Annotated in this window: 11 protein-coding genes; 5 read left to right on the top strand and 6 right to left on the bottom strand. The window is 40.6% G+C overall.

Annotated features, from left to right (window positions below):
* Positions 1 to 254: 254 nt before the first annotated feature.
* From ACL8WY_RS14185 to ACL8WY_RS14175, 3 genes are all read left to right on the top strand, one after another.
* Entirely contained in the window at positions 255 to 2,117 is a 1,863-nt protein-coding gene (locus tag ACL8WY_RS14185; protein WP_436515410.1) for a heparin lyase I family protein, read from the top strand.
* 420 nt (positions 2,118 to 2,537) lie between these two features.
* On the top strand, positions 2,538 to 3,020 hold the full coding sequence (locus tag ACL8WY_RS14180; protein WP_436515409.1) for a hypothetical protein: 483 nt from the start codon (positions 2,538 to 2,540) through the stop codon (positions 3,018 to 3,020).
* A gap of 104 nt (positions 3,021 to 3,124) precedes the next feature.
* Entirely contained in the window at positions 3,125 to 3,577 is a 453-nt protein-coding gene (locus ACL8WY_RS14175; protein ID WP_436515408.1) for a hypothetical protein, read from the top strand.
* A 566-nt stretch (positions 3,578 to 4,143) separates the two neighbouring features.
* Here the strand turns inward: ACL8WY_RS14175 and ACL8WY_RS14170 are convergent.
* The 3 genes from ACL8WY_RS14170 to ACL8WY_RS14160 all read right to left on the bottom strand — a co-directional run bounded on the left by ACL8WY_RS14170 (position 4,144) and on the right by ACL8WY_RS14160 (position 8,131).
* Positions 4,144 to 5,118: a hypothetical protein gene (locus ACL8WY_RS14170; protein ID WP_436515407.1), complete on the bottom strand. Its 975-nt coding sequence runs from the start codon at positions 5,116 to 5,118 to the stop codon at positions 4,144 to 4,146.
* Positions 5,119 to 5,199: 81 nt separating this feature from the next.
* Positions 5,200 to 6,918: a lysine--tRNA ligase gene (gene lysS / locus ACL8WY_RS14165; protein WP_436515406.1), complete on the bottom strand. Its 1,719-nt coding sequence runs from the start codon at positions 6,916 to 6,918 to the stop codon at positions 5,200 to 5,202.
* 34 nt (positions 6,919 to 6,952) lie between these two features.
* The gene (locus ACL8WY_RS14160; RefSeq protein ID WP_436515405.1) at positions 6,953 to 8,131 is read right to left on the bottom strand and encodes a proline dehydrogenase family protein; all 1,179 of its coding nucleotides are present in this window, start codon (positions 8,129 to 8,131) and stop codon (positions 6,953 to 6,955) included.
* 61 nt (positions 8,132 to 8,192) lie between these two features.
* On the opposite strand from ACL8WY_RS14160, the gene aroB reads away from it, so the two are divergent.
* Positions 8,193 to 9,215: a 3-dehydroquinate synthase gene (gene aroB, locus ACL8WY_RS14155; RefSeq protein WP_436515404.1), complete on the top strand. Its 1,023-nt coding sequence runs from the start codon at positions 8,193 to 8,195 to the stop codon at positions 9,213 to 9,215.
* Here aroB and ACL8WY_RS14150 read toward each other — a convergent pair.
* Positions 9,208 to 9,363, bottom strand: a complete 156-nt coding sequence (locus ACL8WY_RS14150) for a hypothetical protein (RefSeq protein ID WP_436515403.1) — start codon at positions 9,361 to 9,363, stop codon at positions 9,208 to 9,210. The two genes, aroB and ACL8WY_RS14150, sit on opposite strands and share 8 nt — an antisense overlap.
* Before the next feature lie 68 nt (positions 9,364 to 9,431).
* Here ACL8WY_RS14150 and aroA point away from each other — a divergent pair, with 68 nt between their 5' ends.
* Complete coding sequence (gene aroA, locus ACL8WY_RS14145) at positions 9,432 to 10,655, top strand: 3-phosphoshikimate 1-carboxyvinyltransferase (protein ID WP_436515402.1); 1,224 nt, start codon at positions 9,432 to 9,434, stop codon at positions 10,653 to 10,655.
* Here the strand turns inward: aroA and ACL8WY_RS14140 are convergent, their stop codons facing one another.
* Both ACL8WY_RS14140 and ACL8WY_RS14135 read right to left on the bottom strand, forming a co-directional pair.
* Positions 10,656 to 11,309, bottom strand: a complete 654-nt coding sequence (locus ACL8WY_RS14140; protein WP_436515401.1) for a hypothetical protein — start codon at positions 11,307 to 11,309, stop codon at positions 10,656 to 10,658. It abuts the gene before it with no gap.
* The gene (locus tag ACL8WY_RS14135) at positions 11,306 to 12,922 is read right to left on the bottom strand and encodes an amidase (RefSeq protein WP_436515400.1); all 1,617 of its coding nucleotides are present in this window, start codon (positions 12,920 to 12,922) and stop codon (positions 11,306 to 11,308) included. The genes ACL8WY_RS14140 and ACL8WY_RS14135 overlap by 4 nt, the downstream gene beginning before the upstream one ends.
* Between the last annotated feature and the right edge of the window lie 66 nt (positions 12,923 to 12,988).

Raw genomic sequence — 12,988 nt, 5'->3', positions numbered from 1 at the left:
CTCACTAACATACGATATGGCCGCATGGCCTTACTTAGTCATCTGCAATGTGTCTGCTAAACATCCCGCTGATCTGCCGCCAAGAAACTGTAGTGCTTTCTACAATCTCCTACTCGTGGGAGTTTTTATCTTTCTAATTGCAGTGCGAGTCTGATACTTTGAATGCACCGGCAGATAAGCTACTTTTATCGGTATTAATTAAGCTCGGAGGCCACAGCGCCATATCTGAGCGTTAGCAACCATACTTTCTGTATATGAAAAAAATTTCTACACTCCCATTACTCCTAATACTTACAAATATACTGACAGCTCAACAAGCTTATTTCTATGATCAATTCGACTACATCGAAATTTCAAACTTAGAAAATGATTCTATTTGGAGTTCTCATTTCCTAAATCATGTAGATATATCAGAAAATGACACTATTGATGATTGGGAAAAATTTAAGCAAATCGAGTTCTGTACCGATCCAGTTGATTCAAATAATAAAGTTGCCAAATTAACAATAGAACGAGTCAGTTCAGAGTATTTCAATTCATATCGGTGGGATGGTCCCAACTCATCTTGTGGCCCGTTAACTGAATTTGAATTAAGTAATCGTATAGATAGCGTAGTAAATGACACTACCTATTATTCGAGTACCTATGATGAAGGCCTTGACCTCTACTGTGGAGTACAGATGCCGGGTCGATTCCATCCTGATAGCAGTATTTGCCAAACAAGTAAATACTACATCAATCAAATGAAAAGGATTGAGTTAAAAACAACCGATCACAATTATCAAAATGACATAGAATACTGGTTTTCATGGAAGATGTTTTTAGATACCGATTATGAACTTGATTCATCTCAAAACAATGAAATTCTAACTCAATTTCATATTCCAGGTTCATGTAATGCGAATAATCCTCCCATATCTCTACAAATAATTGATAGTACCTGGATTTTAAGGATTGATCAGCTAGGAGGATTAGAGAAGGAGATCTCACCAGTTTCAAAGAATGAATGGACTACCTGGAAAATCAACTTTTTGTTAAGTGAAGACAATGAAGGTTTCATAAAACTTTGGAAAAATGGTACAATTAAGTTTGATACAGCAAATGTCATCACCGCAAATTGCTCTGAAAACTTCAATTTCAAGCTAGGGTTGTATAAATCAAATTGGTGGAATTGTCAAACTAATACGACTTCCAAGGATAAACTCAAAGTACTCTACATTGATGACGTCTGGGCTTACTCAGATGATTTAGATGCATCTGGTGGTTTCCCATTATCTCTTAAACCGCAAGATCAAAATGATACCATCAATGTATCTGATATGGAGGTATCAACCTATGACATTCCTGGATATGAAAACAGCTACAAATTCAAATTCGTCAAAAAAGGTTATCCAGACAGTGTTAGATATGTTTATCCGTCCACTCGCACTGTAGACCTATATAAACAATCAGATTATCTAGTAGAAGATACATTATATTATGTCCTTGTAAGGATTCCTGACCATCCCATTTTTAATGAGTATGGATTAGCTAGTGAAATTTACATCGATGACCTTGAACTAGAGTTAAAAACTCAATATCAAAACGAAACTTTTGAAATAACTGACAGTGTCGCAACCTATGGGTTAGGAGAAGATAACGTTGAATATGAATTTAAATTGAAGGAAGTAGGTAATCTTTCAAATGAAAAATTTTATTCAAGCAATACAAGGTTCTTACCTCTTGATTCAATTCAATCTTGGTTGGATCACTCAATGCAAATTCAAGTAGAAGTACAAGCTAAAGGTCATAAAACATTTGCTGGTTATGGACCTAAACAGTATTTCTATTTTGATGACGGATCAGGAGCTCGAGTAAGCAATGAAATTCCACTAAATATCGAAGAAGAGCCTATCCATTTTCAGATATTTCCAAATCCAACTGAAGGTGTAATCACCATTAATTATTCCTTGGAGGGAGAAATTCCCGTAAGATTAATGGACTTAACCGGTAGGATGCTGATGACTGCAGTGGTAGATTCGTTTCCTATCAATTTAAACTTAGCAGAATTTAAAAAAGGAACTTACATTTTGAAATTAGGAGACCATTATACTAGAAAAATTATTCTGAACAAATAAATTGAAAGTTGCTAACAAACACTAAAATGAATATGCGAACTGAGCCATCTGAAAGGACATTACGAAACGGAGACTTTCATGCTTCTTGCAACTGGGTCGCATACTCATTTTAGTTGGACGTTATGGGTAATAGAGCATGGAACTAGGGAATATCAACTCATTCAAGGGAACTGGACTAATTGCATTTCTTGATATTCTTGGATTCTCTAACAACATCTTGAGAACTGGAACGACACTGACAACAGTCCTCTCGACAAGCTGCTTGAGTTAAAAGAAAACCTACCAATTCACTCAAATGTAGAACTAGACAGAGGTAACACAGACAAGAGTGGCACAAGAAAGTATCGTTGTAGAGTCCAAACAGTCTCAGACAGCATTATTGTCTCATTTGGATTTGAAGAATCTCCAATTTATGGTGATATGCTTCTTGGAACAATTTCATTTTTTGATACAATCTCAACAATTTGGAGGAACGCACTAGAAGCTGGCTTTACCCTAAGAGGTGCAGCCGACTGTGGTCATATTTTCTGGAACGAAAAGGAAATTATTGGACCTTCATTCATTAAAACATATCGACTAGAGCAGAGTCATGCAAAATCATCAAGGGTTATCATTTCATCTGCCCTCAACAAAACACTCGAACAAGTATTTAATCAACACAAAACCTTTTGGAACGATGAGATTTTAAAAATTGTCAGAAAGGATATAGATGGATTTTTGATTCTAAATCCACATACATTGTACTCAACGAAAGAGGAAGGAGATCTTGAGCATGTGTTACAACTTTTGACAGAACTACAAAAAAAAGCGAACCCAATGAACCGTGAAAAGTACAGCCCAATTCTAGCAATTTTGAACACTGAAAACACGAAATTAAGCCCAGAAAATTTGGGGAAATACTAGTCAAAACTACCCATAACAGTTGCTAGCACGAATGCGCCAAACTGCAATTTTACAAGCTTCAGCGGGAACTTCGCCTTGAATCAGCCGCTGGGAAAGTGTACAATTTGTCTTGGTTTAGAATTTGGTATGACGGAGGAGAAGGCAACAACAAGAAATACCGTAATGAAATAGGATATTACGCAGTTTCGGGAGACTTGGAGGACATGGATGAAATAGGAGTCAGAAGCAAGTTTCAACAGATATTTGATTTGCTGAACAAAGCAGATTTCGACTCGCTAGACTTTCAATATCTAAGAGACAGAGAAGTTGGAACCCCTGAATGGATTTATTTGAGAATGAAGTTCAACAATGAATACAAGGATTTAGGAGAGTTTGAAATTTCCTGCTTCATAAAAGAAGAAGAAGGAAAAAAGGAAATAATGTCAGACTACATCATCTTTAAACATACTGATAAGACTCGGTATCTACTGAACAAACGAGACAACCCTGAACTAGTGAACCTGCTAACTCAAATTGGAAGATACGACTATGAGGAATTTTACGAACGCTATCCATAACGGAATAAACAAGCCCTAACAAATGCTAAAAATGAATATGCGAACTGAGCACTTGGAAAAGTATTTACTAAATAGAAACTTAATTGAATCTAGCAAATGGGGCGCATACTCATTTTACCTGAGCGTTAGAGCCAATTTTAAGCTTCGATATACTTCTCTGCTAATTCTACTTTTTTCCTATTCAGGCGGACCAACCAATAAGGACTGCCTAACAACTTTTGAAAGCTAACTACTGAGCAGAGTCAGCTTTTCACCGAACTAACGGAAAGGATTAACAACTTCATCAAAGACTCCAACGGCAACTCTTTTAAAAAGAACTACAGGAAGCAGTACCGACAACTTAGATAGTGATACCGACAACTTCGGAGACTGCACTCACTGCTCCGAACTTACATCTCTCTAGTCGTTAGTAGTAATTAGTTGTATTGCTTTTTCCGGCACGGTGTCTTGTCTACTCTCAAGAGGCAACAGTCATACGAGTTATAGCGCTTTTTGGGAGAGGTGATGGTAGCGAAATACTTAAGCATCCTTTCCGAAAGGTACTAAAGCACTTATATCATTTTACTTCAGTATAGTTTCTCCAAGTCAAACTTGATATCGAGATATTTATCCTCCCATCCCGGGTTAAATTCTCGCAGAATTAAAGCCTCCGCAAAGCCTACGTCATATACGGTTACTCTACCTACTTCTTCAAGCTTAAGATTGAGTACGCTCTTCATATGCTTTTCGAAAAACGATTTTTTATACTCTTCAAATGACACAAAGTCTTCCAGCTGTTCGATCTCTTGTGCCACCTCAAACTCTTTCAGCATTTCAAGAAAAGCATATTCCGTGTATCTGGCTATTCCCTCCTGATACCACTGAAATGAGAGGTATTTATAGTCGTCTTCAGATAGCACTGCTTTAAATGCCTTTCTGGTCTTGAAGAATTTCTTTTTTGCTTCATTCCAGCTCGTTTTCCCGATTGCGTTTACTGCATCGTATAGTGCCTGTGCGTACGCCTCATACTTTTCAATCACTGAGACGTCATTGTATGGAAAGGGGTAATTCAGCTGCCACATCCCTGTCTCGTCACCATTCGCAAGGTCTAAAGCATTGATATCTTTAAAATATCCTGGTGAAGAATATTGATATTGGTGGAAGTGTTCGTGCAGAAGGGTGATCATCCATTCGGTGGAATTTAATCCTGTGTTTTCCGGAGTTCCAATAACAATCGTGCTTATTCCTGCGAAAGGAAAAGTAGCCAGAAAACCTTTGTTCATCTGAGTAGGTCTTCGATAAGTCTTTGACCCAATCAAAGTGTCATATCCTATTTCTTCAAAATCTCCTGGTGGGCTGGAATGCTCAATGAGGTACTCATAGTCATCCATTACCAACAAAATAGCGAATGGTGCTTCACTAAAGTCTTTCCAGATGGAATCTCCGAATTGATTGGATATACGCTTGGCCTCCTTAATTCTGACCTTATCAGCTGTTCTAATTTGACCAAAAGTAAAAGTGTAAACTAACGCAGTAAGAATAGTTGTAAAGAGTAGTCGCATGATGAAGTTGAGTTTCGTTTGCAATCAACGAAACTCAACTTAAAGGGACTGTTAAAGCGAGTGAAAGAATGTTAACCGATCTTAAACGACCTCCACAAACAGTCCTTCTTCGGTTTTTTCCACCTTGGCAAAGCCTCCTTGTGTTAGCTTTTTGATGGCTTTGTCCCACTTTTTGTTGGATAGCTCTGATTGCTCTTTCAAGCCATTCAAGTCTATTTTGCCGGCTTTCTCCAGAATTTCAAACACAGATTTTTCATCTCCACTCAGCTCAGCCGCTTTTGACTTTACCTCCGGACGCATCTGTGGAAAGAAAAGTACATCTTGGATTGAATTGGAATTGGTCATAATCATGGAAAGCCTGTCTATTCCAAGACCTACTCCGGCCGTTGGTGGCATACCGAATTCCAGTGCCCGTAGGAAATCCTCATCAAGTGTCATGGCTTCATCATCTCCTCTCTTGCCTAGCTCCAGCTGCTCTTCAAATCGTTCGCGCTGATCTACAGGATCGTTGAGCTCAGAATATGAGTTCATGATCTCTTTGCCATTGCAAATCGCTTCAAAGCGTTCCACCAATCCTTCTTTGGATCGATGCTTCTTCGTAAGTGGTGACATCTCCACAGGATAGTCCGTGATGAAAGTCGGCTGAATCAAAAGCGGCTCACACTTCTCACCAAAGATCTCATCGATGATTTTGCCTTTGGCCATGGTCGCATCTAATGGAACCTCAAGCTCCTTGGCCGTAGCTCTCAACTGCTCCTCATCCATCTCAGAGATATCAATTTTCGTAAAGTGCTCGATCGCCTCAAACATGGTAAATCGCTTCCATGGTCGCTGAAAGTCAATGACGTTTTCTCCTACCTGAACCTTTGTGTCACCATGTAAGTCCATCGCTACTTTCTCAATCATCTCCTCCATCGTATCCATCATCCAATTGTAGTCTTTGTACGCCACATAGAGCTCTACTTGTGTAAACTCCGGATTATGGAATCGGCTCATACCTTCATTTCGAAAGTCTTTTGCAAACTCAAATACACCATCATATCCTCCAACAATCAACCGCTTGAGGTATAATTCATTAGCGATTCGCAAATACAAGGTCATGTCCAGCGTATTGTGGTGCGTCTTAAATGGACGTGCCGCTGCTCCACCGTAAAGCGGCTGCAGAATGGGTGTTTCTACTTCTAAATATCCTTTTCCAGCTAAATACTCTCGAATGGAATTTACCAGCTTGGTGCGCTGAACAAATGTTTCTCTGATCTCCGGATTAACTATCAAGTCAAGGTAGCGCTGACGGTATCGTTGCTCTGGATCAGTGAATGCATCGTATGTCTTTTTATTGCCTTCCTCATCTGTTGTTTCTTTCACAATCGGAAGCGGACGAAGGGATTTGGTGAGCATTTTCAACTCCGTCACATGGATGGAGGTCTCTCCTACTTCTGTTTTGAAGACGTATCCTTTGATACCGATAATATCACCTATATCCATCTTCTTTTTAAAGACTTCATTGTATAGGGACTTGTCTTCTCCTTTGCAGATATCATCTCGCCTGATGTAAATCTGAATCCTTCCGCTTGAATCCTGTATTTCTGCAAATGATGCAGACCCCATGATTCTACGACTCATTAACCGTCCTGCGATGGAAACGTTTGTATAATCTCCCGGTCTGCTGTCGAAGTTTTTCTTGATGTGTTTCGCAGTTACATTCACATCAAAGGACTCGGCCGGATATGGATCTACGCCCATGGCCATTAACTCTTCGCGAGATTTTCTTCGTTGGATTTCCTGTTCGCTTAACTGCATTATTTACTCGTATTCTCTTTTTTTAAATTGTATTTTAAGCCGACTTTCTTCGGCGTAGTTCTTTTTTTACCAGTGTATATTCACGCCCACTTTGGCCAGCAATGGAGGTGTTTTCTTCTGCTCGTCTGAACAGATATGGAAGCACTTTTTCCACGGGTCCATAAGGCACATACTTGGCCACATTATATCCTAAATCTGCAAGTTTAAAGGAGATATTATCACTCATTCCCAATAATTGTCCAAAAAATATCCGATTGTCTTTGTTCGATATTTTCTGTTCTTCCATAAGCTGGGTCAATAACCTACAGGATTCTTCATTATGTGTTCCTGCACAAATCCCCATTTTGTCTATATGCTCCATACAAAAGCGTAAAGACTCATCATAGTCTTTATCCGCTGCTTCTTTATTCTTGTGGATCGGCGATCCATATTCCATCTCTTCAGCACGATCTCTTTCTTTTTCCATATAAGCCCCACGAACCAATTTGGCTCCCAAATAGTATCCATCTACCTCCGCTTGAATCTGTGCTCGTTTCAGCCGATCCAACATATCATGCCTATACATCTGATAAGTGTTGTATACGATTGGGCGTTCTTTATTGTATTTCGCCATCATGCGGTATACAACTCCGTCGATAAAACTTTGGAACCAGGATTCCTCCGCATCAATCATTACCATCAACCCCTTGCTACTGGCCTTCTTGACAATTTCATCCACACGTTGTTCTGCATAATAAAGCTTTGTCTTTTCGATTTCTGTTAGAGGCTCTTTGTTCTGAGCCTTCGTCATCAGGTCCGTTGATCCCAGCCCCGAAAGTTTCAATACACAAAAAGGAATGTGATCGTTCGTAGATGCAAAGTCAATCACCCGAAGAGCTTCTTCTTTGGTATCATTATATCCATCCTCATTGTTCAATCCCTCAACAGAATAATCCAGTATGGTCTCTACATTGTGATCTCCAAGAAGATTAATAGTCCTGGCGCAATCTTTAACAGATTCCCCACCACAAAACTGATTGAAGAGCGTTTTTTTTATGATCCCCTTTACCGGAAGCTTCAGCTTTAATGCCCAATTGGTCATCATTGTACCTACCTTCACCATCCATGGTTTGCTCATCGTAGTAAATACAAAATGAGAGTTCCTCAATTCGCCTGTTGTTCGATAGGCAAATGCGGTGGCTGTATCATCAAAATTGATTGGCTCTGATTGCATATTTTTGAAAATCGGTGTGCAAAGATAGCTAACAGATTCACACCATTATCTGTTTAAACAAATGTCTAAAAAACTTCCAAAATACCTAACTATTTCTTCAACATTAAATGCTGATCTGAATACGTCAATTTCGGATATAAATCCGGATAAAATAGGCGTGCTAGTAGACGAAAATACAAAGGAACATTGCTTGCCTGAATTAGACCTGAAGTGGGATCTGCTTGTAGAGATAAAAAGTGGCGAGAAGGAGAAAACACTATCCACATGTCAGGATATCTGGCGTCAATTGACCGATTCAGGATTCACTCGAAAAAGCCTTCTGATTAATCTTGGGGGAGGTGTAATCGGAGATATGGGTGGTTTTGTGGCTGCCACTTTCAAGCGAGGGATGGCATTCATCAATATCCCCACCACACTTCTGTCGCAGGTTGATGCAAGCATTGGAGGGAAGTTAGGTGTTGATTTCAACGGATTGAAAAATCACATCGGACTTTTTCAGGAACCAAATGCTGTAATCGTAAGCACAGATTTTCTGGAGACGCTCCCGGAAAGGGAGTTAAAGTCTGGTTTTGCAGAAATCATTAAGCATTCTTTGATTGGGGATAAAGAACAATGGGACTTCCTGTCTAATCAATCGTTTGAAGATTTGAATTGGAATGAGATCATTCCTAGATCCATTGGCATTAAAAATGAAATTGTAACTCAAGATCCAAAAGAGCAAGGTTTGAGAAAGATCCTAAACTATGGTCATACCATTGGTCATGCCATTGAGACCTGGTTCTTAGCAACGACTTCACCGTTGCTTCATGGTGAAGCTGTGGCAATGGGAATGTTACTGGAAAATCAACTGGCTGTTGAGGTTGGGAAATTGGATAAACGCTCGGCTGATGAAGTGAAAAAATATCTGGAGCGTATTTATTCATTCCCTTCAAAACTACCTACACTGGAAAGTGTGGAAACTTATTTACTTCAGGATAAGAAAAATGATGAAGAAGGGATTCGCTTTTCGCTATTGGACAAGCTGGGGTCGTGCACATATGATGTGCTAATAGCGCATGATATTCTTAAGAAAATTCTTAAATAAATAACTCTTCTTGTTCGCTTTTGGTATCGTCTTGAGAAGTTTGCTGCTCTTTCTTTTTTACCACTTTTTTGGGCGTGCTTAAAAAGAAGGTGAGAGCTCCTAAGGCGACAGAAGCGAAAATTGTTCCTATGGTACGTGATCTTGACATATTATAATTTATTGACAACTTAGTAACGAAAATAGTTGTGAGTAGTTCTTCAAAAAACCTGCCAAAAATTGAAAAATCGACTAAAAAAGCATAATAAACGATTAAAAAGTGTGATCACACTCGAATCTTCGAAAAGTGAAAGTAATCGCGCCTTGATTATCAATGCACTGGCTGGTGGAGAAATCGAGAATATCACCAACTTATCGAACGCCCGCGACACACAAACGATGCAACAATTATTGCAGGATCAACCCAATGAATATGATGTGAAAGATGCGGGCACGACTATGCGCTTTCTTACAGCATATTTGGCAATTCAAGGACAAGATGCTGTGATCACAGGGACCGATCGAATGAAGCAACGTCCTATCGGGCCATTGGTGGATGCACTTCGGGAGCTAGGAGCAGAAATTGAGTATCTGGAAAAGGATGGATACCCGCCACTTAAGGTCAATCGAATCAAAGGTCAAGCTTCTGCTGAGATTTCGATTCCCGGTAATATTAGCAGCCAATACATCAGTGCATTGCTCATGATTTCTCCTTGTCTTCCCAAAGGCTTGACTGTTACACTCACTACTGAAATCTTCAGCGGGCCCTACATACAAATGACGTTGGATTTAATGAAGGCTTTTGGCGTAAATGCTCAATGGACCGACCGAAGAATTTCGATATCACCTCAGATTTACCGTCCCACGAGTTATGCGATCGAAGGCGATTGGTCCGGAGCGAGTTATTGGTATGGATTTATGGCACTCGCTAAAACCGATAGTACGTTGAAACTTCCTGGAGTTAGAAAAAACTCTTCGCAAGGAGATCAGGCAATCGTTGATATCATGGGCCAGATGGGTATTGCAACTGATTTTGAGTCAGAAGCCGTTGTTCTTACCAAAAAGGAAAAGGCTAATGGCAGCATTCGATTAGACTTTCGAGCCCGCCCTGATTTGGCTCAGACAGTTATGGTAGTAGCTGCTGCTTCAGGCATCCAATTGCAAATGACTGGTCTTGAGAGCTTGAAAATAAAAGAGACCGATCGCATTATGGCAATGAAAAATGAGCTGGAAAAAATAGGTGCAAGCCTTCAAGAGCGAGATGGCGAATGGATTCTCACTCCAAGCCTGAACCTGCCCAATGAAGTTTCTATTGATACCTACGAAGATCACCGAATGGCCATGGCTTTTGCGCCGCTAAGTCTGCTGATGGACGTAACAATTGAGGACCCAATGGTAGTAAACAAATCGTATCCCAGATTTTGGGAAGAAGTCAAGAAGCTTGGAGTTGAAATATTGAGCTAGTTACTCAACCTCCAACCCGGTAATTTCCAGATCTATCACCTTGCTTGGGTGAAAGGTTGAAAACCAGACTCCTTGTTTTTCTACCCAGCCTCCCCAGCCGACTTTTAGTCCTCCCAATGGGACATTGGACGTCCATAATTTCCACGCTTTGGGAAAACCGTTCTCATCAAGAATCCACATGTAACTGTCACCCGGAGTGACTCCACCTGTTGTATAAGTCACCAATAATCCTCTTCCATCATCCACCTCTACCGAAGACCTCACCACGCCATTGTCCCTCACCTTGAATGGCGCTATCAGCCAAAATGAATCATTGAGAAAATATTCGTAGCCTTCATATTCCAGCGTACTAAACTCTTCGGTTGGTCTGTTTAAGTCCAGAAATACGTCATTGGCTTCCCATTGCACTCGAACCTTATTTTCAGCTTTGTTCCATTCATAACTATGTCCACCTGGATAGGTAAACCGAATTATAGCTATTGTGTCAAAACCTGGCTTATTAAGCGCCATTAACATCTCATCAGCCAATTGTTCGGCGTCCTGCCCTTTAGTGCCACTAGGTACTGACTCATCAACAAACAAGTAGACTAGCACACCAATGATTAACAAGGTGACTAAACCGATTCCTAAAAATTTAAAAATTGCTTTGATCATGGTAGCTGCAAAGTTGGTAAGAGTTTTGGAGCTTTTCTCACTTTTGTTGCTTGCTCGAAAGCGTAGGCTATGCTTATCAATTTCGGCTCTTGATATTTACCTCCGAAAATAGACATGCCAACAGGCAAACCATGTACATAGCCAGCTGGCACAGTGATATTTGGGTAACCTGATCTGGCAGCTGGTGTAGAACTTCCTGTACCAAAATGATCACCATTGATCACATCTATCGGCCAAGCTGGTCCTCCGGTTACTCCGATGATGGCGTCAAGTTTGTTTTCTTTCAAAGCATTGTCTATTCCGTTTCTGGAGACCGAAGTAACTGTTTCGAGTGCTTCTTTATATTCCACATCTGATAGTGGTCCTTTCATCTCCGCTCGCTCTAAAATACCTTGGGGAAAATATGGCATCTCCACATCCGCATTGTCTTTGTTGAATTGGATTACGTCGGCAAGCGTCTTCACCTTCGCATCTGTCCGAGAAGCCAAATATTTATTCAAGCCGTCTTTAAATTCGTACAGTAATAGCTCCAAGCCTGAATTTCCATACGCTCCGCTTTCACTCACCTTGATATCTTTAACTAATGTAGCACCCTGAGCTTCCATGGCTGCAAAAGCTCTTTCCATGATCTCATCTACTCGTTCATGATAACCAATCACGCCATCCAAAACACCAATTCGTTTCCCTTGCAAGCCATTTGCATCAAGAAACTGGGTGTAATCTGTGTAGGAATTACCTTCATTTTCATCGGTTCGTGGATCAGCTTTATCGGCTCCTGCCAACGCACCTAGCAATGTTGCTGCATCCGCCACTGAACGTCCCATGGGGCCGGCAGTATCCTGAGTTTCTGATATCGGAATAATGCCATCTCTACTCCAAAGACCAACTGTAGGCTTGATGCCAACCACGCCATTTGCGGAAGAAGGGCATACTATAGATCCGTTTGTTTCTGTACCAATTGTGATGGCACACATATTTCCGGAAACGGCTGATCCAGACCCTGAGCTAGAACCACACGGGTTACGATCCAGTGCATAAGGGTTTCTGGTCTGCCTGCCTCGCCCACTCCATCCACTAGATGAACGGAAAGATCTGAAGTTTGCCCATTCGCTGAGATTGGTCTTTCCGAGCAACACTGCTCCTGACTCTCTCAATTTTTTCACTATAAAAGCATCATCGGGAGCTGAAGAACCCGCTAGTGCCATTGACCCTGCAGTGGTCATCATCTTGTCACCGGTATCTATGTTGTCTTTGATCATGATTGGGATGCCATGAAGCGGGCCTCTGACCTTACCTTCCGATCTTTCTTTGTCCAGATTATCTGCTATATCCAGTGCATCAGGATTAACTTCGATCACGCTATTCAGTCCGTTTTCAGACTGATCCTTTTCTTGTATTCGGGCTAGATATAGCTCGCAAATCTGGCGTGAAGTGTATTTACCAGATTCCATCGCTTCACTCAACTGCCCCACACTCCATTCTTCCAACTCAAATGGTTGCTCTTCTTGCAATTCATTAGCATTTTCTTGTATTGGAGAGACGCAGGCCTTGATTCCTAAAAATGGAATAGCACCTGTAATGGCGCTGAGCTGAATAAAATTTCTTCTCTTCATAGTAATTTCTTTAGAATGGAAAGGTTAGTTAAGAGTAAACACTAAATTTAACTTATCGTTTGACCG

The sequence above is a fragment of the Ekhidna algicida genome, assembly GCF_051379705.1.
GTDB lineage: Bacteria > Bacteroidota > Bacteroidia > Cytophagales > Cyclobacteriaceae > Ekhidna.
The sequence above is the reverse complement of the archived record's forward strand: the minus strand, read 5'-3'. Positions and strand labels throughout refer to the sequence as shown.

What these genes read in the sequence shown, in the direction of transcription:
- ACL8WY_RS14135 (WP_436515400.1), bottom strand. Translation starts at nt 12,922, where the DNA reads ATGAAGAGAAGAAATTTTATTCAGCTCAGCGCCATTACAGGTGCTATT.
- ACL8WY_RS14185 (WP_436515410.1), top strand. Translation starts at nt 255, where the DNA reads ATGAAAAAAATTTCTACACTCCCATTACTCCTAATACTTACAAATATA.
- ACL8WY_RS14140 (WP_436515401.1), bottom strand. Translation starts at nt 11,309, where the DNA reads ATGATCAAAGCAATTTTTAAATTTTTAGGAATCGGTTTAGTCACCTTG.
- ACL8WY_RS14160 (WP_436515405.1), bottom strand. Translation starts at nt 8,131, where the DNA reads ATGCAATCAGAGCCAATCAATTTTGATGATACAGCCACCGCATTTGCC.
- aroB (WP_436515404.1), top strand. Translation starts at nt 8,193, where the DNA reads ATGTCTAAAAAACTTCCAAAATACCTAACTATTTCTTCAACATTAAAT.
- lysS (WP_436515406.1), bottom strand. Translation starts at nt 6,918, where the DNA reads ATGCAGTTAAGCGAACAGGAAATCCAACGAAGAAAATCTCGCGAAGAG.
- ACL8WY_RS14170 (WP_436515407.1), bottom strand. Translation starts at nt 5,118, where the DNA reads ATGCGACTACTCTTTACAACTATTCTTACTGCGTTAGTTTACACTTTT.
- ACL8WY_RS14180 (WP_436515409.1), top strand. Translation starts at nt 2,538, where the DNA reads ATGCTTCTTGGAACAATTTCATTTTTTGATACAATCTCAACAATTTGG.
- ACL8WY_RS14150 (WP_436515403.1), bottom strand. Translation starts at nt 9,363, where the DNA reads ATGTCAAGATCACGTACCATAGGAACAATTTTCGCTTCTGTCGCCTTA.